Here is a 20,412-nt window from a genome sequence, read left to right as displayed (position 1 = left end):
AAGCTATATTTCTTTCCCTTTCCACCTGCCGCTGCGCAGGTACCAGTAACTTATTCCGAAAATAATGATCCAGTAGATAAAATCGGCTCCCCACGCCCAGTGCAGCTCACTGCGCATTCTTTCAATCACAATATCGCAATACACCAGGTAGCCGATAACGGCGATAATTTCCGTTACCAGGTTAATTCGCGTATTGCCGGTACCCACCACGCCACTCATCACCACCGCTGCTATCGCCATCAGGATGGTGCTCAGCGTTATGACCCGGATAGAGGGGATGGCCATCGTAATCAGATCGGCACTGTTGGTGTAGATGTGCAATAACGTATAGGGGAAGAGGTTAACCACCACACACATGGCAATGGCGCATCCTGCGCTGAGCCCCACAATTTTCCGGATGATGGGAAAAACCTGTTCGGGCCGTCCCTGCCCGATGATATTGCTCACCATTGTATTACAGGCGGCAGCCAGCGCCCAGGTGAAAATACCAAAGAAGCCAAAAATGCTGCGGAGCATATTGGATACGGCGAGTGGCCGTTCGCCCAGGTGCTCAATGAAAATAAAGAATACAAACCACCCGCCGATGCTGAACAGGAACTGTACAATCAGTGGTGCGGATACATTGAGGATGTTGCGGACAATGCTCCAGTTGAGCCGCAGATAGCTGAACAGGCTGTATTGAAGATGATAACGCTTCAGAAACAGGATGCTGAAAGCGACCCCGCAACCGGTAACCTCGGCAATCACGGAGGCCGTGGCGGCGCCGTTGAGTCCCATAGCCGGGAAACCCAGTTTACCAAAGATGAGTGTGTAGTCAAAGAAGATGTTCATCATTTCCTGGAAGAGGGAGGTAACTGCCAGTACTTTGGAATGTCCGCTGCCGATATAAAAGGCATTGGCCATATTCAGCATCATGAGAAAAGGAAGTCCCCATATACGGATACGGATAAACGAAACGGCTGCAGCAATGATGTGGTTATCGTGCAGGCTTTTGGAAAAGAACCAGGGCGCTGCCAGCAGGGTAAGCAAAATGGCGAGCCCGGAGAAAAAAAGTCCTACCTGTATGCCATTGGAAAACAGCTGCCCGATGCCGGAGAACTGCTGCTGGCCGGCCCTGCGGGCGATGAGTACCTGCATGCCGTTGTTCAGGCCGTAGGCTATCATGTACATCACCAGGTAATAGATCCCGGCGATCCCGTTGGCAGCCAGTTCAAATTCACCCAGTCGCCCTACGAAGGCAGTGTTGGTAATGTGATTGATCTGCGGAATGATGAGCGCCAGGCATATAGGTCCTGCTATTTTGATAATTTGCCGGGTGGTGACTTCCAGTTGCATGAATCTTTAGCTGATTGTGGGTATAGGGACAAAGATATAGCTATCTGCTGATCATCTCCCTTATATAAAACAACAAAACGCCCTCACCAATTAACTAAAAAGAGTATTATTGTAATTCATTTGAAAGGTTAAATATGCCCGTGGCTTATAACATCCATCCCGCATTTACAGTAGACGATGAAACCCTGCTGGAAACTGATCTCACTGCCTGTAATTTACTGGTACTGGTAGGAAGCGGAACATTCAGCTATGTAGTGTTTGATCCGGTTGCGAAGAAATTCCTGGCGTTGAAGTCCTATCATTTTACCCCCCGGAAGCTGGCCCTGGCTGATCTGGAGATGATAGAACAGGTATTTGATACCGACAAACTGTTGTTTACTGCCTTTAAATCCATATTGCTGGCTTTTAACACCGGAGGAGGTGTGCTGGTACCGCATACGTACTATACACCCGCTCTGAAGAAAGATTTTCTGCACCTGGGGGCGCCGGAGAAAATACAGGAAGCTATCCTGTCGGATTTACTGCCGTCCCTGCCGATGGTGAATGTTTACAGCGTGGATAAAGACCTGCTTGGTTTTTTACGCAAGGAATTTTCCACGGACCTGGTGATACATGCCAATTCGGCCCTGCTGCAATCCTACCCGATGGACCTGGATTTCCAGGCAAAGGATGGAGTGGCTTTTGTGGAAGTGGACCAGCACAGGTTTACAATGACCATTTATGCCGGTGGCAAGCTCCTGATTCAACAGGAAGGCGATTACCAGACCGGGCTGGATGTGGTGTATACCCTGGTAAACCTGCTTCGTCAGCTGGAGCTGAATGAGCAGCTGGTGAAGGTAAAGCTGGGAGGAGTAGTGGCTACAGACGCTGGTGTATACCAGGAGATGTACAAATTTATACCACACCTGGAATGGATACAACGAATCCCGGGTTTCAGCTACATTACAAAAATGCAGGAAATACCGGGCTATTATTTTCATAACTTATATGCGTTAGCGCTATGCGTATAATCGGAGGAACGAGTGGGGGACGAAAGATACAACCGCCTGCAAAAATGCCGCATACCCGGCCTACTACAGATATTGCAAAAGGAGGGTTGTTTAATATCATTGAAAACAACCTGGATATTCCATCTTTAAAAACACTTGATATTTTTGGCGGCACCGGCAGTATCAGCTTTGAGCTGGCTTCCAGGGGCGCAACCGACATGACTGTTGTGGAGAAAGACCCGGCAATGGCTGCTTTTATCAGTAAAACTGCTTTGTCGCTGGGCATTGAAAACCTGAAAACGGTAAAAATGGATGTTTTCAAATACCTCCAGCAATGCACGGAGAAATTTGACTTCATTTTTGCCGATCCGCCATATATGATGGAAACACTGGATCAGTTGCCGGTACTGGTATTTGAAAAAGAGTTGCTGAACCCGGAAGGTTGGCTGGTGGTGGAACATACGCAACATAAGAAGTTCCAGGATTATTCTTACTACCGCTCTGAAAGGAACTATGGCGCAACCGTGTTTTCCATATTTATTAACCGGGAGGAATTAAAACGTTTATAAATCAATCGCACCCTTATGAGGACTTGTTTATTCCCGGGTACATTTGACCCAATTACGCTGGGACATACGGATGTAATTAACCGTGGGCTTGATCTGTTTGACCGCCTTGTGATTGGCATCGGGGTTAACAGCAGTAAAACCCCTATGTTTGCACTGGAAGAGCGGATGAGCTGGATCAGGGAGATCTATAAAGATGATCCGCGGGTAGAAGTGGCTTCTTACTCAGGACTGACCATTGATTTCTGCAAGCAGTTAGACGCCCGTTTTATTTTGCGGGGGATCCGTTACGTGAGCGATTTTGAATATGAAAAGGCCATTGCGGATGTGAACCGTACGGTGGCGCCGGGCATTGAAACCATCTTTTTAACCACTGTTCCACAGTACTCCAGTATTGCATCAACCCTGGTGAGGGATATTTATAAATATGGGGGAGATGTGTCGCCTTTCCTGCCGGCGGCAGTGCTGGAAGGCATCAAACGCACGAAGAAATAATTTTATAAAGCAGATAATATGAAAACGATCTGGCACAATACTAAGATTTCTCTGGACGATTTGAATGAAATGGGAGGCTCCACTATGGCTACCTGTTTGGGCATGGAGTTTACGGAGATTGGTCCGGACTATCTTAAAATGATGATGCCGGTAGATCACAGGACTATACAACCCTATGGGTTACTGCATGGTGGCGCATCTGCGGCGCTGGCGGAAACGGTGGGCAGTATGGCATCCGGACTGATCATAGATCCGGAGAAGCAGATCTGTGTAGGGATGGAAATCAATGCTAACCATATAAGGGGTGTGAAAGAAGGCTATGTGCACGCGTGTGCGCGGCCATTGCATATCGGAAGCACCAGTCATGTGTGGGACATCCGCATTACCGACGATCACCATAAGCTGGTATGTGTAAGCCGGCTTACCGTAGCCATACTGGCTAAACGATAAAGGAATGCTTAGTTCCGCTGGGAAGCGGAACTAAGTAATGTTACATTTCTGCAGCCCTGAAAACTTCCCTGATATTTTCGTAGGAATATTTCAGGTATTTATCCACGTTTTCCGGTTTGATCCATTGCAGGTCCTGGATATCTTCTTCTATTTGCGGCACTGTTAGTTCTGTTCCGATGAACAACATCCGGTACCAGTAGGTATGTTTTAATACTTTCTTATTTTTCATGGGGTAGTAGTGAAACGTTTCTGTGATTTTGTGTTCCAGCGAAACGTTGTGCAGGCCCGTTTCTTCCGCTACTTCCCGTAAGGCGCAGGTTTCGAGGTCTTCTCCCGGATCCCGTTTCCCTTTTGGCAGGTCCCATTTGCCGCGGCGGAACATCATGAGCACTTCACCGGCGGGATTGGTAATCAGTCCACCGGCAGCTACAAGGGTAGTAAAATGCAGCGATACTTTCTTAAAAAGTTGTTTTACATCCGGTGCAATAAACACTGCCGCGTTTTTTTTCCCATCTTCCAGTTTCTGCAATACATTTTCCATCTTTTTGGTATCCGGGTTATCGTATACTTTGGCGCCGTTAAAGTGGGCCGGGATGGTAGTGGTATCGGCACTCAGCAGGAGTGGGCGCTCGTTGAGATAGATCGTAATATTTGCTTGCATGCCGCAAATGTAATTATGAATTATGAATTACGAATTGAGAATTTAGGGAGATGGAAACGTATTGCCGGCGCTCTCTGTAAATTCGTTTATTGTAATTCGTAAATTGAATAAAATGATAGTACTTTTGGCGGTTGTATGAATAAAGTAAGCGAAAAACAAGTTGCAGAAAAGTTACTGCAGGTGCAGGCCGTGAAGTTAAGCCCTGCACAGCCTTTTACATGGGCTTCCGGCTGGAAATCACCGATCTATTGCGATAACAGGAAGATCTTATCTTTCCCTTATGTGCGCGACTATATTAAATCAGAGTTGTGCAACCTGGTGTTTGAAACCTTCCCTGATGCAGCCGTGATTGCAGGGGTGGCTACCGCAGGTATTCCACACGGGGCGCTGATAGCAGATCAGCTGAAGCTGCCGTTTATTTATGTAAGATCCAAGCCGAAAGAGCATGGTATGGGTAACCAGATTGAAGGGGTATTGCAACCCGGTCAGCCTGTGGTGGTAATTGAAGACCTGATTTCTACAGGTAAAAGCAGCCTGGAAGCGGTGCAGGCCATTCGTGCAGCTGGCGGGGAAGTGATCGGCATGGTGTCTATCTTCAACTATGGTTTTGATGTGGCGGTAAAAGCTTTTGAAGCAGCCGGCGTACCATTTTATTCGCTGAGCAACTATTCCGCGATGATTGCGCTTGCAGAGGAAAAAGGTATTGTATCTGCCGATGAAATAGCTACGCTGCAGGCATGGAGAACCGCGCCTGATCAGTGGGGCAGGTAGCTGAAAATTGTATATCACTTTTTTTGTATATTCGGGTATTAATATTACAACTATGCGTATCCTAAAATTAGTAGTGTTGTTCCTGTTTGCCGGCGTAGGCGTGGCAATGGCGCAGCAAAAGCAGAAGGCTGTGGAAACAGCGAAGATCAGCACACCTACTGTGCAGTGTGAGTCGTGCAAAAACCGTATTGAGCGGTATATGTCGCACGAAGAGGGCGTACAGTCCGTGAAAGTGGATTTCAAGAAGCATATTACCACGGTGAAGTACTATACCGACCGTACCAACATTGAGAATATCAAAACGGGTATTGCCAATGCAGGGTATGATGCGGATAATGTAATTGCCAACCCGGAATCTTACGCCAAATTACCTACCTGCTGCAAGAAGCCGGAAGATGGTGGCGGTATGGATCCGAAGAAAAAGCATTAATCAGCCTGTTTCAGCCTTTGGTGTCCGGCGGTTTGCTGGTTTACTAAAGGCTGAACTGTTTTCTGACGTAGCCGGAAGCAGGTGCCGGCTGTACCCGCCTTACCTGAAAAGCTCACTCCCTAAAGCATTCCGTTATTCCAATACTCTTTAATCCGCTGAAGCATCATCTTTCCGCACTTCAGCAAACACTTTCCCAATCAGATCCTGCCGAAATAAATACGCGCCTGCTTTCGCTGGGAGGCTCGCAGATGGATATGTATGCAGGTCCGCTGGCGATGGAGGCTATTTTTGATGAAATAAGGACGCAGTTAAAACGGGCCGGGGTAGATACGAGAGAAGCATATGAGGCATTCCTGGCGAAAAGTGATGGTTATGCCACCGTGGTTTTATCCGATACTTCCGTGTGGATATTGCGGTTGGCAGGAGATAAGGCTAATTATATCCACGTGCATCCGGGGCGTTACAGTCCGCATACTTTCCGGGTAAAGGCATCGGCGCTTAAAACGGCGCTGGCTTATTGGATAGCTTCGCAACATCATTTATTAACGGGAAACCTGTTGGAGGATCTGAACGGATTAAGAAAAGGCTTACGGCTGTCTCCGCTCAGGAGTACGGACGAAAGCGGGCATATTCTGGAAATTATTGCCTTATTGAAACGCGGCTAATAAACCGGGCCGGCCGGATTAGAAGAAATTCAGGGCTTGTTTGGTTTCGCATTTTATCGGGAAAGGAAGAAAAATACCAGCCTTACCTACTTTACAATTTCCCGTGGCTTTGATGGTTACTTCTTTATTGGCGAAAGCGCTTAATGCATTTTTGAATACGTTGGCCATGTTTACTTCCAGTTTTACGGGGAAGTAAAAAGTATCCCTTGCCGGGATGGAAATGGTGGTATCCTGGAGGGAGTGACCTACCTGGGTGTCATCAAAAAACAGGTCGAAGTTGGCATCTTTTAACTGAAGGCGATAGTTGTTCGGATTATAATATGCCAGAGTCATCCGTACAATACTTTTGGACATGCCCAGCTCATCCATACTGATACCGGCTACTCTCACAAACTGAATATCCTTGTTTTTTTCGCAGGAGCTTGCTACTCCCCAGATAAGAAAAACAGCGGCTAATAATCGGAACACTTTCATTAGTTGACCAGGTATTTTAATTTTTGTAAACCTACTGCAAAGCTTTTAGTTATCAAAAAATCGGGGGGGAATTGGGAAACTTTTAACGGACCCAATTTTAAAAACGGGGGAGACCGCTTAAATAATTAATGCATAAAACACATATAAATAAAGCTTTGGTTTAAAGAAATATGCTATCTTCGTGATTCTTCCTGAGTTCGCTAAAATTGAACAAAAAAGCCACTAATTTCTTTAGTATTTTTGCATTTCGGTGATCATTTGCTGAAAGTGGTGTATGCTAATTTATTTAGCATATGATTAATAATTCTATGAATTGTTTATCACCTACTTAAAGTTAATTGTTAAGTATTTATGTATAAGTGATTGTCAGGTGAAACTAACGGAATTCCAACACCTGCGCCTAAAATTTTGACATTATGACAGAGAATGCAAAAGGGAAGGTATTATTGATTGAATCTCAATATTTTCCACCAATTGATTCATATAAGACTTTAGTAAAGCACGACATATTAAAGATTGAGAAATATGAGCACTATCAAAAGCTCAGTTACAGGAACCGTTGTTACGTTGCCGGACCAAACGGCCGGATGATTTTAAGTGTGCCTTTGGCAAGAGGAAAGAATCAGCGGACGGTGATGAAGGATGTAAGGATCAGTAATGAGGAGAAATGGCAGGGCTTGCATTGGAAAACGCTGGTGTCTGCTTACAGGCGGTCTCCGTGGTTTGAATATTACGAGGCAGATCTGCAGGGTTTGTTTGAAACCCCCTTTCAATTTTTAATGGATTGGAACCTGGCATGTTTCGAATGGATGAATAGCAAGCTCGGCATTGAGGTGCCAATTATCTATACCGAAAGTTATGAAAAGGAAGTGTCCGGTGTAACGGATGCCCGGGAAAGCATACTGCCGGGACCGGTTACGGCAGGCGAGCCCGGCTATACACAGGTGTTCCAGGAGCGTACCGGCTTCATACCCGGGCTCAGTATCCTGGACCTGCTTTTCTGCGAAGGAAAACAGTCTCTGGAAGTGCTGAAAAAGGGCTAAATAAAATAGTGAATAATATTATTTAACTTGTTGGCCTGTAATTGTTTGTATATTTGCCCGGGTAATTGTGCTTTTTCCATGAATACCTCCCGAAAAAAATTAAGGTGGCAATCAACAAAATCTTTAGATTTGCAACCTATTTTGCTGGGGTTCGAACTGACGTAGGTGTGTAAACCAGGAGTTTCCCAGTGAGGGGAAAAAAGGATTGTTATCCTGTTATTTTTTTCTATTACTAATTCCTAAAATTCATTTGCAGTACTAAATGAACAACACCTACACAGACCTGGTAAAACAGACCTTTGAATTTCCCCAGGAGGGCTTTGAAGTAAAAGATAACTACCTGGAATTTAATGGTTTGGATATAAAGGCATTGATAGACAAATATGGAACACCCTTTAAACTGACCTTCCTGCCTAAAATCGGGATGCAGATTAACAAGGCGAAGAAAATGTTCCATGACGCCATTAAGAAGAACAGGTACGACGGTGAGTATTTTTACTGCTACTGTACCAAAAGTTCGCATTTCTCCTTTATTATGGAGGAAACCCTGAAGCATGGGGTACATATTGAAACTTCTTTTGCTTATGATATTGATATCGTCAATAAATTATATGAGCGTAAGAAGATAAATAAGGAAACCTATGTTATTTGTAATGGTTTTAAAACCAAAGCTTATACCAGGGCAATAGCGCGACTGATCAACAGCGGATTTAAAAATGTGCTGCCGATCCTGGATAACAAGGAAGAGCTGGAAGATTATAAGCGGAATATCAGGAGTAAGGATAAGGTGAAGCTGGGATTGAGGGTAGCTGCAGAAGAGGAGCCAAGTTTCGACTTTTATACCTCCAGGCTGGGTATTCCTCCGCGCGATATCCTTGAATATTATGTAGATAAAATAAAGGGTAATGAGAAGTTTGAGCTGAAAATGCTGCACTTCTTCATGAATAAAGGGATTAAGGATGATATTTATTACTGGAGCCAGTTTAACCGCGTAATAAATCTCTATTGCCAGCTGAAAAAGATCTGCCCTGAACTGGACAGCATCAATATCGGAGGCGGATTCCCGATCAAGCACTCTTTGGGCTTCGATTATGATTACAACTATATCGTAAACGAAATTGTGGCCAACATTAAGAGCATGTGTAAAAAGAATAAGGTACCTGTACCGAATATTTACACAGAGTTTGGTTCCTTTACCGTAGGCGAAAGCGGCGCGGTGATCTATAGTGTGATAGGTGAGAAAATGCAGAATGACAGGGAGTCCTGGTACATGATCGATAGTTCTTTCATTACTACCTTACCTGATACGTGGGGTATTGGAGAGAAGTTCCTGATGTTGCCTATTAATAAATGGGACCAGGAATACCAGGAGGTACATCTCGGTGGACTTACCTGTGACGGCTACGATTTTTATACATCTGAAGAACATATTAACGCTGTATTCCTGCCAAAGCAACAAGCATCCGGAGAGCCGCTGTACATCGGATTTTTCCATACAGGGGCCTACCAGGACCAGCTGAGCGGATACGGAGGCATCAAACACTGTCTTATTCCTTCACCCAAACATGTGATTGTGGGATACGACAAGAACGGGCAGTTGAAAGATTGGTTATATGCCAAAGAGCAAACCGCCCAGAGCATGTTGAAGATTTTGGGTTATTAAAAAAATGGGTTAGTAATCCTACTGAAAGCCCCCCGATTATTCGGGGGGCTTATTTTTTTCATTTTTTTTCTCTCAGTTTGATAAAAAAAGGCTTTCATTTTACTGAAAGCCCTATCATGGCATAGGTTAGATGATATTCATCCGGCATAAGGAAAATAGGAGATGAATATTTGATCTTACAAAGATAGCGTTATAGGCAGGTATCAGTAAGCCCTAAAAGTTGTAATTTTTTCTAATCTGTTTTTAACCCGATTTGATGAAGAATGATGAATTTATTATCATAATGTCGGGAAACGCAGCAAATGGTAATATTTACATATTAGTATAGCTGGAATAGTATCAATATGCCGGCATTCTTTTATAACACAGATGTGTAGGTACTATTTCGCCTGAGAATCATTGAGGTAGTCAATAGCGGAGCCGCAATGTTTTTCAATTTCGATGAAACAGCTTTCCAGCAACTCGGTTTCTCCTTTCAAAATAGCTGTCTTCCCGGAGGCCGAAAATCCTTTTACCAGTAAAAACTGCTTGGTCAGGTGTTGATTGATCAATGATAGATGTTGTTTTTGTTTTTCGGCAGTTCTCATTTGTTCCATAGAAATAAGGTTACGATAGTATTGACCCAGCGCCCTGATAAAGAACAGCAGGTACATGCCTACTGTAAACGGATTAGCCAGGTATTGAAAAGCAGATGAATAACCTGGCGTAACGAATATGACCACATTATTGATCTTGATCCAGGCAACGGTTATGAGATAGGCGCAGAGGATCAGGCTCCAGATGAGGGCGGTGGACAGGTTCACGGTAATATAGCAGACCAGGATGCTCATTACCCATATGAGTACGTATTTGGGGCCGAGGTCCTGGTTGTTCAGTAAGGAGGAAAGGATTGGAAGGATCAGGGTGGAAAAGGAAGCAAACAAGCCAACCGTTCTGGCACTTATGCCTTTCTTCAGCAGTAAAAGGCAAACGACCAGATCGAGGATGATCATGGGAATGATGATCATATTCACCGTGTTCTGGCTGAGCATATTTACAAAAAGGAAGCTCAGGAGCAGCATAATATAGAAGAAGGCATAATCAAAGATCAGTTTGATTTTCGCCTGTTCGTATGTATTTTCTGTATGAAGAAGCAGGTTGCCTATCACTGTTTTTTCAGTGTTCAGGTAAATGCTTTTTATGAGTAACCAGCTTTTCGGGAAGAGCTTTGCCATGAGTGCGTGCTTAGGGAGGCAAATTATCGTATAATAAACAACGGCAGATTCAACGTTCGTGTGAATTATACACAAAAAAAGGGACGCCTTTGCAGGCATCCCTTTTTTAAACCCTCTTGTTACACAGCGGGCCTCCTTTTTACAGGAAGCCCTGCTTCCCTTATTCCACTACTATTTCTTTAGGGGCATCCTGTTTGTTTTCCTTTTTACCCAGGGTTACTTTCAGGACTCCATTATCGTATTTCGCGTTGATCTTGCCTGCATCTACCAGTTCACTGATAGTGAAGGAGCGTTTGAAAGATTTGAAGCTGAACTCACGGCGTACCTGTTTGTCACCTTCATTCTTTGTTTCTGCTTTCTTTTCTGCGCTGATGGTAATTGCTTTATCATCTGCACTGATCTTGAAATCTTCTTTAGAAAAGCCTGGAGCTACTACGTCGAGTAAGAAAGCTTCGGGTGTTTCCACGATATTTACCGGAGGATGGGTGGTAAAGTAATCGTTGGTCAGAAAATCATCTTTTACATACTTATTCAATCCTCCGTTGAGAATATCTTCTACTAATCCACCAAATGATTTGGGAAGCGGGCTGTGGTTAAATTTAATGTGTGTCATAGTTGCTATAAATTTTTTTAGTGTGAAATCAATTTTTATTGTTTGATAGCTGGTACAGATCAAATGGGATACCATGCCATAAAAACTGCTATTTTGTTAGTAAAAAAGTTACAGATTATGACATAGTGTCATTTTGATTGTATGTTTTGTGTCAAAAAGTCTATATCTATATCCATTTTTTTACTTTCTGGGTACATATAACTAACTTTGTAAAAAATATAAACAGAAAAAACTCTTATTATATGTATCCAGCGGAACTAGTAATGCCTATGAAGGCGGAATTAACAGATAACGGATTTGAAGAATTGCTGACACCTGAAAGCGTTGATAACACATTGCAGAAAGAAGGAACTACCCTGGTAGTAATCAATTCTGTATGTGGTTGCTCTGCAGGTACTGCCCGTCCGGGTGTATTGCTGGCGGTAGCACACAGCGAAAAGAAACCAGACAGGCTGACTACCAGCTTTGCAGGTTTTGATGGCGAAGCAGTAAGACAGATCCGTTCGCATCTGATGCCTTATCCTCCTTCTTCTCCGGCGATAGCACTGTTTAAAAATGGTGAATTGGTGCATTTTATTGAGCGCCACATGATCGAAGGCCGTTCTGCGCAAATGATTGCTGCGAACCTGGCTGACGCTTTTGAGCAGCATTGCTAAATATTTCAAATTTTCTAAATTCCAATTTAGAAATTCGAAATTGCATCGTACTTTGGTGGTTTGATTTTCCTTTTGATTAAATTCGGCTTTGTTCATAGGAAGATTCAGATCACCAATTTTTTTTCGGCTATGTATCCTAATTTATATTACGCGTTCAGAGATCTGCTTGGCTTAGAGATTCCGTTTTTAAAGATTTTCCAGACGTTTGGCTTTTTTGTGGCAATAGCCTTTCTGGCCGGCGCCTATATTTTAACGCGTGAATTGAAACGCTATGAAGCACTTGGGTTGCTGAAAGGTGTGCCTGAAAAAGTAGTAACAGGGCTGCCGGCTTCCCAGGGAGAACTGATAGGAAATGCCGTGGTAGGGTTTATTATAGGATACAAAATCCTCGGGATCTTTTTTCAGTGGGACACCGCTTCGCAGGATTTACAGTCGTTTGTGTTTTCAGGACAGGGCAGTTTTTTTGCCGGTATCCTGGTAGCTGCAGCGATGGCCGGATATAAATATTACACCAAAAAGAAACAGGCGCTCCCTAAACCTAAAGAAGAAACGGTGCTGGTAATGCCACACCACCGCGTGCCGGATATCATTGTGATGGCGGCTATTGCCGGATTGCTCGGCGCTAAAATATTTCACAATCTTGAAAACTGGAACGACTTTGTACAGGACCCCATCGGGGCTTTGTTGTCTTTCAGCGGACTTACCTTTTACGGCGGGCTGATTGTAGCGGCTATCGTGATCATCAGTTATGCGCGTAAAAAACAGTTCAATATCCGTGCGTTGATCGACAGCGCCGCGCCTGCGCTGATGCTGGCTTACGCTATCGGAAGAATGGGTTGTCATTTTTCAGGGGATGGAGACTGGGGTATTTACAACAGTGCTTATGCGGTGGACACCAATACCGGCCACACCGTGAAAATGGCGCCTGCTGCATTCCAGGACATGGTTCAGAAAAACGCAGGGTTCTTTCAGCAACAATACGCTACCGTAGAGAAGATCCCGCATGCAGCGTTTGAAAAACCGGCTGCACTGGGCTTTTTACCGGATTGGCTGTTTGCCTATGGCTACCCGCATAACGTTATTAAAGAAGGCGTACAGATTGCCGGTTGTGATGGTCCCTATTGTAAAGTATTACCTATTGCCGTATATCCTACACCGTTATATGAAATTATCGTTTGCCTGGCTTTGTTCGGCGTTCTCTGGGCTATCCGCAAAAGAATAAAGATTCCGGGCGTAATTTTTGGTATCTACCTGATATTAAATGGTGTAGAAAGATTCTTTATAGAGAAGATCAGGGTAGATACGAGGTATGATATTTTTGGCTTTCATCCCACCCAGGCAGAAATCATTTCCACGCTCCTGGTAATTGGTGGTATTATACTGATTGGCATCTATCGTAAAAATAATACTGCTGCAAATAAGCTTTCCTGATTATAGTATATGCAACGTCACTCTTCATTAGTGCCCTTGTCGCACGAGCACAAGCGCCTTTTATTGGTATGCCGCTACCTGAAAAAAGATGCTGCACCATACGAGGGCTTCCCACTGGAAACACAGGCAAGATTTGAGTATATCATAAAAGTATTCCAGGAGCTGATGGTTCCGCATATTCAAAAGGAAGAATATCTTTTTGAGAAGTGTGCCGGTAAAAACAAAGCGATTGATGCCATGATCCGGGAGCTGCAGGAAGAACACCTGATTATTTCCCGTATGTATAGTACCCTTACAGACAGCAACGATATGGATGCGGCGATGGATGTGCTGGCATGCAGCCTGGAAGCGCATATCCGCAAGGAAGAGCGGGAGTTTTTTGAACTGCTGCAACTGGAGCTTCCGGATATCCTCGATCACCTCAAACTGGAAAACCCATAAATGTATTTAACGTGTTATTGCCGGTTTTTAATTTAAGCACTAATTTTTCACCGGAGTTATAGCAGCATTATGTATCTGTAATATTGTCTCAATAATTATCTGTATATCTTATAGCGATTTATCCTTGTTTGTTAGGCTGGTAAATTTACCTGGGGCTATTCAATTTGAGTTATGCGTACGTTTTTTTACAGCTTAGTTGTGTTTAGTTGCTTAACTGTCAGCCTCAAAACCCTGGGCCTATCCAGGGAGGACAGTCTTAGCCGGTATGATAAGCTGGATTCGTCTGAAATAGTGGCTGCTTCTTTTTATTATAAAGCAGGTGAACAAGAGTTAGGTCAGGGTACTATATTAAATGTACCGGAAGGTTACCGCCTGCTCGATGCTGCGCAGAGCCGTGTGCTGGTGGAGCGTTTGTGGGGCAACCCGGAAAATCCGAATACGCTCGGTGTATTGTTGCCCGCCCGGGTAGGACCGATGGATAAAGATTTCCACGGTTTCGTGATTTCTTTTGAGCCTTCGGGTTATATGGAAGAATCAGAGATCCGCAAAATTGATTACACGAAGTTGCTGGCGGAGATGAAAGAAGAGCTGAAAAACGATAACCTGTTACGCAGTGGTAAGGGAACCGGCCAGATTTCCGGTATGGACTGGGCCTTTGCTCCTTATTATAATAAAGACAATCACTCCTTACACTGGGCCCGCATTTTACATTTTGGTAAGAACGAGCCATCCATGCTGAATTATGAATTAAGATTATTAGGAAGAAAGGGGGTACTCTGTTTTACGGCTATTGGTAAGGTAACGGAGCTGGAGCAGATGAAGCAACAATTAGCCATTGTAGCTGCTGCGGCGCGTTTCGCGCCGGGAAACGGTTATGCCGACTATAATCCCCGTACTGATCAGTCTTCCCGTTGGGTACCTGCCACCGAATCTGTGGCCAGCAGAATGCTATCGATTGATAACCTGTTACTTGGAGTAAGAAGCACCCTTTCCATGCTGCTGGTAATGTTGTGTATGGCATTGTTTGTTTATGGTATGAACTATTATCACCACCGGCGGAAGTCCGGTTACCGGAAAATCATCAAAGTGGATGAGCGCCTGAATTAATAAGGGCCGGTGCCGTTTTCCATCTCCCCAAAAAATACAATAGTTACTGCTAACCCTGAAAAAGATACAAGGCCAATGGCCTCCTTCCTGTTTGTAAATACCCGCCTCCGTCCTTATATAATACCGGTCATCCTCCATTAACACCGCTATTTTAAATAGCGTCTATCCCTGTGCAACATTCCTTTCCCCCAGTCGTCTTTTTAATCGTTCCATAGCTTTTTACCATTCATCACTGCTTATAAACCGTTTGTGTAATGCTATGTACTGTGTAATACATAATACCTACTTTTACATCGTAGTAGTTAATCTAATGTAGTGGTTTAACTACTGTAGTATACAAGCTAAGGAACTAAAAATCTAATCGACCACAATTTAAACTCTAAATCACCCTTATATGAAAGCAAGTTTTAAAGCTATAACATTAACAATGAGCATGTTAGTTACTGCTTTGACCTCATTTGCGCAGAATGCCCCAAAAGTAGCCGGACAAATAACACAGTCTGGCAACAAACCTGTAGAGTTTGCTACTGTAACCTTATTAAAAGCAAAAGACTCCTCTTTAGTAAAGGGAGCCATCGCAGATATAGACGGTAAATATGAATTTGAGCAGGTAAAGCAGGGTAAATACCTGGTTGCTGCGGTTTCAGTTGGTATGACCAAACGTTACAGCCCCGCTTTTGAAGTAGCCGCCAGCTCCATAAAAGTGCCGGCTGTAACACTGGAAGCCGCTTCCAAAACCTTAAAAGGAGTAGACGTAACCGCCCGCAAACCCTTTGTAGAGCAGAAAGCTGATAAAATGGTGGTGAATGTGGAAAGCAGCATCACCGCATCCGGCGGTTCCGCTATGGAAGTACTGGAAAAATCGCCTACCGTAACAGTGGATAAAGACGGTAACATTTCCATGAAAGGCAAGAGCGGCGTACAGATCATGATAGATGGCAAACCAACCAATATGAGTTCCCAGGATGTTGCCGAGCTGCTGAAAAGCATGCCAGCCACCAATGTTGATCAGATTGAGCTGATAGCTAATCCTTCCGCCAAGTATGATGCAGCCGGCAACGCGGGAATCATTAACCTTAAACTGAAGAAGAACACCAGCTACGGTACCAACGGTAATGTAACTGTAGGCGCCGGCTATGGTTTCTGGCCCCGCTGGAACGGTGCGCTGAACCTGAACCACCGCAACGAAAAGTTCAATATATATGGTTCCGGTAATTACAGCCACCGCGAGCAACAGCAAGACCTGGGCATTTACCGCTCTATCTCAGAAAAGAACCAGCTCAGCGTATACGACCAGGTAAACAATATGCATACAAAATCCAATTACAAAGCAGGTAAAATAGGAGCGGACTATTTTATCAGTAAAGGACATACGATTGGTGTAATGGCGGATTTATCCGGTGGCGACCGTAACGTCCCCAGCTTTGCCACCACCCGTATAGGCAATGGCAACAGGGTGGATTCTATCCTGAAAACCAACACCAACGATGCTAAAAACTGGAACAGGAATGCCTTCAATTTAAACTACCGCGGTATCCTGGATACTACTGGCAAGGAACTGAATATTGACCTGGATTACGCAAAAAATAAAGATGCGCAACATGCTACTATATACGCAATGTCCCGCGATGGCGCTGAAAAAGGTTTCCTGGGCAGCGATACTTCCCGTAACAATCAGCCTTCCAGCATCGACATTAAAACTGCAAAAATTGATTACATACATCCGCTGAAAAACCAGGCAAAATTTGAAGCCGGTGTTAAGGTGAGCTTTGTGAAAACAGATAACGATGCGCGCTTTGATTCCCTGAGAATGGGCAACTGGGTGCTGGATGAAAACCGCTCCAACCACTTTATTTATAAGGAAAATGTGAATGCGGCATATATCAACTTCAACAAGCAATTCAAAAAAGTAAATGTACAGCTGGGATTACGTGGAGAACAAACGCACATCACCGGTACATCGGTATCCACGAAGAATCAGCAGGAGATAGAAGTGAAGAACGATTCTACTTACTTCAACCTGTTCCCCAGCATGGCGCTGACGTATAAACTGAATAAAGACAACACGCTGGGACTGACCTACAGCCGCCGCATCCAGCGTCCGAGCTATGAAGATCTGAATCCGTTTGAATTTTACCTGGACAGGTATACAAAGGAATCTGGTAATCCAAACCTGAAGCCACAGTATTCCAACAACTTTGAGATCACACATACTTTTAAGGATTTCCTGATCACCTCCGTAGGGTATTCCCATACAAAAGATATGATGACCCAGATACTGGAATCTGATGTGGATAAGTCTACCGGTGATACGTCCATTCTGCGGTACAAATACCTGAACGTGGCTAAGGCCGACAACTTTAACCTGAACGTAACCGTACCGATGCCCATTACCAAATGGTGGATGAGCCTTACAACGATGTCGGTGTCTTACGCAATGTTTGAAACCGTGGTAAACGATAACCAGGTGAAACTGTCATCCGCCGGGTTCTTCGGACGCACCCAGCAAACATTCACCCTGAGCAAGGACTTGTCTGCAGAGGTAGTATTCTTCTATGTATCTCCGCAGGTAACAGAGAATGGCCTGTTCAAAATGAAATCTATGTCCTCCCTGGATCTGGGTGTTTCGCAGAAAGTATTGAAAGGAAAGGGATCTGTGAAACTCAATGTAACAGATGTGTTTAAAACCAATTATTTCCGTGGCGACTTTGATAATGCCGGCAGATATACTTCTGTTGCCAGCAAGTGGGATGCACGGCAGTTCCGGTTGACCTTTAATTATCGCTTCGGAAACACTAATGTAAAAGCAGCACGTAGCCGTCAAACCGGACTGGAAGCGGAACAAAATCGTGTAAAACAGGGCGGTAACTAAGCCGGGCCTGTTTGGGAAGATGGTTTTTTAGGTATATAAGGATGGAAAAACGTGGCCCTTTACCGGGCTGCGTTTTCCTTACCACTTTAACAAGTGGTTTCATCACAGGAAACGGCGGTTTGGTATAATTTGATATTGGAGAGAGGTGGTTTAGAAATAATTTTGAAGAAATTTTTTGCCGGGCATTACTTTCATCCATTCTATATAAATAATTAATAATTAATAAGATAACAAATTTTTGCTGTTAATTAAACGGATAAAGTCTCACTAAACCGGAAATTTCCCCGTCAGCATCATGCAACCTTTTCTACAATTACTGTCTTTATAATGAAAGCATCAGCCACTAACTTGAATCAGACGCCACTCGCAGCACATATAGTAGAACGCTGCAAAAAAGGAGATGTCCGTGCATTTCGTGAATTGTACGAAGCCTATTCGGCTGCGATGTATAACATCTGCCTGCGTATGACCAATAATGTGAATGATGCGGAAGACACTTTGCAGGAGGCTTTTATCCAGGTGCACAAAAGCATTCATAAGCTGGAACGTGAGGCCAGTATCAGCGCCTGGATCAAGCGGATTGTGGTAAACCACTGTTTGAATACACTGCGTAAGAAGAAGGTGTATTTTGAAGAAGTGGATGAAGTGGAAGTATTGGCAGAAGAGGGCATTGATGAGGCCCAGTTTACCTGGACCGTTGCCGCTGTAAAGTCTGCCATACATGGTTTACCACAGGGATACCGGACGGTATTGAATCTCTATCTTTTTGAAGAGTATTCACACCGGGAAATAGCAGAAATGCTGGGTATTACCGAATCTACTGTAAAAACGCAGTACATGCGTGCAAAGGAGAAAGTAAGACAAATTGTAAAACAGCAAAATGTAACTCGTTAATGCCAGACAATTTTGAAGGTTTTATCCGCCAGCACCGGAACGAATTTGAGGAAGAGGGCCCTTCACCGAGGGTTTGGAGCGCACTGGAGCAGGAGCTGACGGGCAGGCGCAAAGGAAAGGTGATTTCCCTTTTACAGAAAAACTGGTTTAAAGCAGCCGTGATCGCAGTATTGCTGGCCAATGCAGGCGCTCTTTTTTACTTCACCAAACACCGTCAGCCACAGCAGCAGGAACTTGCTGTGTTAGCGCCTGATATACAGGAAGCGGGCGTTTACTATACGTCGCGCATAAACGAAAAACTGCAGCTGATTGATGCTTATCCCGATTCAGCACTGGGGCTGGATAGCGCTGCCCGTAAGGAACTGGAACTTCGCAACGATACTTATAAAGCACTGGAGAAAGAATTAAAAAATAATCCGGGCAATGAAAGAATCCGCGCTGCTATGGTGCGCTACTACCAGCTGAAGCTGGATCTGTTGGATAAAATTTTGGAAGCGTTACACGATAAACATGTAGCTCCCGGTCAAACAAAAAAACATTATGAAGCTGAAATTTAAGTGCTTGTTATTCCTGCTGCTGCCTTTACTGGCGCAGGCCCACAACGGATCTACTACTTATAAAAGAACCATTGTAAAGGAGTTCACCGTAAATGATAACGCCACGTTAAACCTTTCCAATAAGTACGGCAAAATCATTTTTCATGCGTGGAACAAAAACGAAATCAAAGCAACCATCACCGTTACCGGTTTCGGTAAAAATGACGAGCAGGCGAAAGCCATTGCAGAACTGGTGGAAGTGAACACCAACCAGGGTAACAACGGTGTGTCGCTGACTACTTATTACAACCCGTCGAAGAACAATTCCGGTTGGTTTTCATGGGGTGGTAAAATGGATTCGAAAGATTACGTGAACATTGACTACGATATTTATATTCCGCAAAGCCTGCAGAACTTAATGGTGAAGAACCAGTTTGGCGATGTGATAGCGGATAAGTTCAGTTTCCCTGTCACCCTGGAAATGAACTATTGCACATTTGATATCCGCGAGGCGCAGGATCTTGTCTTCAAAATAAATTATTGTGATAAGGGCAAGGTTGGCAAAGCGGCCAATGTAAGGGTGAGGGGGAATTATTCTGCTATCCGTGGCGGACAGCTGGAATCGCTGGATGCCAATTCCAACTATAGTGAGTATGCGTTTAACCGCGTGGGCAGCCTGAGAATTTCTTCCAATTACGATGATTATAAAATGGATGTAACAGGTGCCGTGTCTGGCCGGGGTACTTATTCTGATGTGCGGTTAAGAGAACTGCAGCAGTCTGTTGATTTGAATATGACCTATGGAGATGTGAAGATAGAAAAAGTGGGCAACGGATTTAAGCAGGCCGATTTTCAACTCACGTATTCAGATCTGAATATCAGTTTTGGTTCCAGGCAGCCATTATCGATAGAAGCGAACCTGGTAAACGGGGATCTGGATACCGGTGGGCTGGAGCTGAAGAATGTGATCTCCAACAAGATGAATTCGAACCTGCGTTTTAAGGCGCTGGCGGGGGGAGGAAGTGAATCATCTCCTTATATAAAAATACGTGGTACAAACACCGATGTAAAACTGGGTACCTATTAATTAAACAGATCAGAACGCC

At 44.3% G+C, this 20,412-nt stretch carries 22 protein-coding genes; 17 read left to right on the top strand and 5 right to left on the bottom strand.

Features of this window, described 5'->3' with window-relative positions; genetic code table 11:
• Window positions 1–3: 3 nt before the first annotated feature.
• A complete protein-coding gene (locus V7S65_RS10960; RefSeq protein ID WP_079473349.1) occupies window positions 4–1,335 on the bottom strand; it encodes an MATE family efflux transporter in 1,332 nt (443 codons plus the stop codon).
• 134 nt (window positions 1,336–1,469) lie between these two features.
• Here V7S65_RS10960 and V7S65_RS10955 point away from each other — a divergent pair, with 134 nt between their 5' ends.
• The 4 genes from V7S65_RS10955 to V7S65_RS10940 are packed head-to-tail and all read left to right on the top strand — an operon-like array spanning window position 1,470 to window position 3,835.
• Window positions 1,470–2,345, top strand: a complete 876-nt coding sequence (locus V7S65_RS10955; RefSeq protein WP_079473350.1) for a DUF3822 family protein — start codon at window positions 1,470–1,472, stop codon at window positions 2,343–2,345.
• Complete coding sequence (locus V7S65_RS10950; RefSeq protein ID WP_079473351.1) at window positions 2,336–2,893, top strand: RsmD family RNA methyltransferase; 558 nt, start codon at window positions 2,336–2,338, stop codon at window positions 2,891–2,893. Before V7S65_RS10955 ends, V7S65_RS10950 begins: the two co-directional genes overlap by 10 nt.
• Before the next feature lie 15 nt (window positions 2,894–2,908).
• The gene (coaD, locus tag V7S65_RS10945; protein ID WP_079473352.1) at window positions 2,909–3,385 is read left to right on the top strand and encodes a pantetheine-phosphate adenylyltransferase; all 477 of its coding nucleotides are present in this window, start codon (window positions 2,909–2,911) and stop codon (window positions 3,383–3,385) included.
• A gap of 18 nt (window positions 3,386–3,403) precedes the next feature.
• Window positions 3,404–3,835 (top strand): hotdog fold thioesterase, encoded by a 432-nt coding sequence (locus V7S65_RS10940; RefSeq protein WP_079473353.1) that lies wholly within the window; start codon window positions 3,404–3,406, stop codon window positions 3,833–3,835.
• Between the two features lie 40 nt (window positions 3,836–3,875).
• Here V7S65_RS10940 and V7S65_RS10935 read toward each other — a convergent pair whose 3' ends face one another.
• Window positions 3,876–4,496 (bottom strand): NUDIX hydrolase, encoded by a 621-nt coding sequence (locus V7S65_RS10935; RefSeq protein ID WP_336387113.1) that lies wholly within the window; start codon window positions 4,494–4,496, stop codon window positions 3,876–3,878.
• Window positions 4,497–4,631: 135 nt separating this feature from the next.
• On the opposite strand from V7S65_RS10935, the gene pyrE reads away from it, so the two are divergent.
• The 3 genes from pyrE (at window position 4,632) to V7S65_RS10920 (ending at window position 6,362) form a co-directional block, all read left to right on the top strand.
• Window positions 4,632–5,267, top strand: a complete 636-nt coding sequence (gene pyrE / locus V7S65_RS10930) for an orotate phosphoribosyltransferase (protein WP_079473355.1) — start codon at window positions 4,632–4,634, stop codon at window positions 5,265–5,267.
• 52 nt (window positions 5,268–5,319) lie between these two features.
• On the top strand, window positions 5,320–5,697 hold the full coding sequence (locus tag V7S65_RS10925) for a heavy-metal-associated domain-containing protein (RefSeq protein ID WP_336387114.1): 378 nt from the start codon (window positions 5,320–5,322) through the stop codon (window positions 5,695–5,697).
• Between the two features lie 248 nt (window positions 5,698–5,945).
• Window positions 5,946–6,362 (top strand): hypothetical protein, encoded by a 417-nt coding sequence (locus V7S65_RS10920; RefSeq protein ID WP_336387115.1) that lies wholly within the window; start codon window positions 5,946–5,948, stop codon window positions 6,360–6,362.
• Between the two features lie 18 nt (window positions 6,363–6,380).
• On the opposite strand, the gene V7S65_RS10915 is transcribed toward V7S65_RS10920, so the two are convergent.
• On the bottom strand, window positions 6,381–6,836 hold the full coding sequence (locus V7S65_RS10915) for an LEA type 2 family protein (RefSeq protein WP_079473358.1): 456 nt from the start codon (window positions 6,834–6,836) through the stop codon (window positions 6,381–6,383).
• 416 nt (window positions 6,837–7,252) lie between these two features.
• Between V7S65_RS10915 and V7S65_RS10910 the strand changes: the two genes are divergently transcribed.
• Window positions 7,253–7,879, top strand: coding sequence for a WbqC family protein (locus V7S65_RS10910; RefSeq protein ID WP_079473359.1), 627 nt, complete (start codon window positions 7,253–7,255; stop codon window positions 7,877–7,879).
• A gap of 262 nt (window positions 7,880–8,141) precedes the next feature.
• Entirely contained in the window at window positions 8,142–9,542 is a 1,401-nt protein-coding gene (locus V7S65_RS10905; RefSeq protein ID WP_079473360.1) for an arginine decarboxylase, read from the top strand.
• Window positions 9,543–9,922: 380 nt separating this feature from the next.
• Here V7S65_RS10905 and V7S65_RS10900 read toward each other — a convergent pair whose 3' ends face one another.
• Window positions 9,923–10,756, bottom strand: a complete 834-nt coding sequence (locus V7S65_RS10900) for a hypothetical protein (protein WP_336387116.1) — start codon at window positions 10,754–10,756, stop codon at window positions 9,923–9,925.
• Window positions 10,757–10,916: 160 nt separating this feature from the next.
• On the bottom strand, window positions 10,917–11,369 hold the full coding sequence (locus V7S65_RS10895; protein ID WP_079473508.1) for an Hsp20/alpha crystallin family protein: 453 nt from the start codon (window positions 11,367–11,369) through the stop codon (window positions 10,917–10,919).
• A 242-nt stretch (window positions 11,370–11,611) separates the two neighbouring features.
• Here V7S65_RS10895 and V7S65_RS10890 point away from each other — a divergent pair, with 242 nt between their 5' ends.
• The 8 genes from V7S65_RS10890 to V7S65_RS10855 all read left to right on the top strand — a co-directional run bounded on the left by V7S65_RS10890 (window position 11,612) and on the right by V7S65_RS10855 (window position 20,393).
• On the top strand, window positions 11,612–12,025 hold the full coding sequence (locus V7S65_RS10890) for a BrxA/BrxB family bacilliredoxin (RefSeq protein WP_079473509.1): 414 nt from the start codon (window positions 11,612–11,614) through the stop codon (window positions 12,023–12,025).
• A gap of 129 nt (window positions 12,026–12,154) precedes the next feature.
• Window positions 12,155–13,456, top strand: coding sequence for a prolipoprotein diacylglyceryl transferase family protein (locus V7S65_RS10885; protein WP_336387117.1), 1,302 nt, complete (start codon window positions 12,155–12,157; stop codon window positions 13,454–13,456).
• 9 nt (window positions 13,457–13,465) lie between these two features.
• Window positions 13,466–13,897: a hemerythrin domain-containing protein gene (locus V7S65_RS10880; protein ID WP_336387118.1), complete on the top strand. Its 432-nt coding sequence runs from the start codon at window positions 13,466–13,468 to the stop codon at window positions 13,895–13,897.
• A 171-nt stretch (window positions 13,898–14,068) separates the two neighbouring features.
• Window positions 14,069–15,004 (top strand): DUF2167 domain-containing protein, encoded by a 936-nt coding sequence (locus V7S65_RS10875; protein ID WP_336387119.1) that lies wholly within the window; start codon window positions 14,069–14,071, stop codon window positions 15,002–15,004.
• A gap of 394 nt (window positions 15,005–15,398) precedes the next feature.
• Window positions 15,399–17,876, top strand: coding sequence for an outer membrane beta-barrel family protein (locus V7S65_RS10870; RefSeq protein WP_079473364.1), 2,478 nt, complete (start codon window positions 15,399–15,401; stop codon window positions 17,874–17,876).
• 327 nt (window positions 17,877–18,203) lie between these two features.
• A complete protein-coding gene (locus tag V7S65_RS10865; protein WP_079473365.1) occupies window positions 18,204–18,770 on the top strand; it encodes an RNA polymerase sigma factor in 567 nt (188 codons plus the stop codon).
• Window positions 18,770–19,327 carry a hypothetical protein gene (locus tag V7S65_RS10860; RefSeq protein ID WP_336387120.1) on the top strand — a complete coding sequence of 186 codons (558 nt, stop codon included), beginning with the start codon at window positions 18,770–18,772 and terminating at the stop codon, window positions 19,325–19,327. Before V7S65_RS10865 ends, V7S65_RS10860 begins: the two co-directional genes overlap by 1 nt.
• The gene (locus V7S65_RS10855) at window positions 19,311–20,393 is read left to right on the top strand and encodes a hypothetical protein (RefSeq protein ID WP_079473367.1); all 1,083 of its coding nucleotides are present in this window, start codon (window positions 19,311–19,313) and stop codon (window positions 20,391–20,393) included. Before V7S65_RS10860 ends, V7S65_RS10855 begins: the two co-directional genes overlap by 17 nt.
• The last annotated feature ends 19 nt before the right edge of the window (window positions 20,394–20,412 follow it).

Origin of the sequence: Chitinophaga sp. CCNWYY40, from assembly GCF_037483205.1 — a bacterium.
GTDB lineage: Bacteria > Bacteroidota > Bacteroidia > Chitinophagales > Chitinophagaceae > Chitinophaga > Chitinophaga ginsengisegetis.
Note: the sequence above shows the minus strand (reverse complement) of the source record. Positions and strands in the feature narration are given on the sequence as shown.

Bases quoted from the DNA above. Each gene is read 5' to 3' on its own strand.
- pyrE (WP_079473355.1), top strand. From the start codon at position 4,632: ATGAATAAAGTAAGCGAAAAACAAGTTGCAGAAAAGTTACTGCAGGTG.
- V7S65_RS10955 (WP_079473350.1), top strand. From the start codon at position 1,470: ATGCCCGTGGCTTATAACATCCATCCCGCATTTACAGTAGACGATGAA.
- V7S65_RS10855 (WP_079473367.1), top strand. From the start codon at position 19,311: ATGAAGCTGAAATTTAAGTGCTTGTTATTCCTGCTGCTGCCTTTACTG.
- V7S65_RS10940 (WP_079473353.1), top strand. From the start codon at position 3,404: ATGAAAACGATCTGGCACAATACTAAGATTTCTCTGGACGATTTGAAT.
- V7S65_RS10935 (WP_336387113.1), bottom strand. From the start codon at position 4,496: ATGCAAGCAAATATTACGATCTATCTCAACGAGCGCCCACTCCTGCTG.
- V7S65_RS10920 (WP_336387115.1), top strand. From the start codon at position 5,946: ATGGATATGTATGCAGGTCCGCTGGCGATGGAGGCTATTTTTGATGAA.
- V7S65_RS10905 (WP_079473360.1), top strand. From the start codon at position 8,142: ATGAACAACACCTACACAGACCTGGTAAAACAGACCTTTGAATTTCCC.
- V7S65_RS10915 (WP_079473358.1), bottom strand. From the start codon at position 6,836: ATGAAAGTGTTCCGATTATTAGCCGCTGTTTTTCTTATCTGGGGAGTA.
- V7S65_RS10960 (WP_079473349.1), bottom strand. From the start codon at position 1,335: ATGCAACTGGAAGTCACCACCCGGCAAATTATCAAAATAGCAGGACCT.
- V7S65_RS10885 (WP_336387117.1), top strand. From the start codon at position 12,155: ATGTATCCTAATTTATATTACGCGTTCAGAGATCTGCTTGGCTTAGAG.
- V7S65_RS10865 (WP_079473365.1), top strand. From the start codon at position 18,204: ATGAAAGCATCAGCCACTAACTTGAATCAGACGCCACTCGCAGCACAT.
- coaD (WP_079473352.1), top strand. From the start codon at position 2,909: ATGAGGACTTGTTTATTCCCGGGTACATTTGACCCAATTACGCTGGGA.
- V7S65_RS10890 (WP_079473509.1), top strand. From the start codon at position 11,612: ATGTATCCAGCGGAACTAGTAATGCCTATGAAGGCGGAATTAACAGAT.
- V7S65_RS10880 (WP_336387118.1), top strand. From the start codon at position 13,466: ATGCAACGTCACTCTTCATTAGTGCCCTTGTCGCACGAGCACAAGCGC.
- V7S65_RS10875 (WP_336387119.1), top strand. From the start codon at position 14,069: ATGCGTACGTTTTTTTACAGCTTAGTTGTGTTTAGTTGCTTAACTGTC.
- V7S65_RS10870 (WP_079473364.1), top strand. From the start codon at position 15,399: ATGAAAGCAAGTTTTAAAGCTATAACATTAACAATGAGCATGTTAGTT.
- V7S65_RS10900 (WP_336387116.1), bottom strand. From the start codon at position 10,756: ATGGCAAAGCTCTTCCCGAAAAGCTGGTTACTCATAAAAAGCATTTAC.
- V7S65_RS10950 (WP_079473351.1), top strand. From the start codon at position 2,336: ATGCGTATAATCGGAGGAACGAGTGGGGGACGAAAGATACAACCGCCT.
- V7S65_RS10860 (WP_336387120.1), top strand. From the start codon at position 18,770: ATGCCAGACAATTTTGAAGGTTTTATCCGCCAGCACCGGAACGAATTT.
- V7S65_RS10910 (WP_079473359.1), top strand. From the start codon at position 7,253: ATGACAGAGAATGCAAAAGGGAAGGTATTATTGATTGAATCTCAATAT.
- V7S65_RS10895 (WP_079473508.1), bottom strand. From the start codon at position 11,369: ATGACACACATTAAATTTAACCACAGCCCGCTTCCCAAATCATTTGGT.
- V7S65_RS10925 (WP_336387114.1), top strand. From the start codon at position 5,320: ATGCGTATCCTAAAATTAGTAGTGTTGTTCCTGTTTGCCGGCGTAGGC.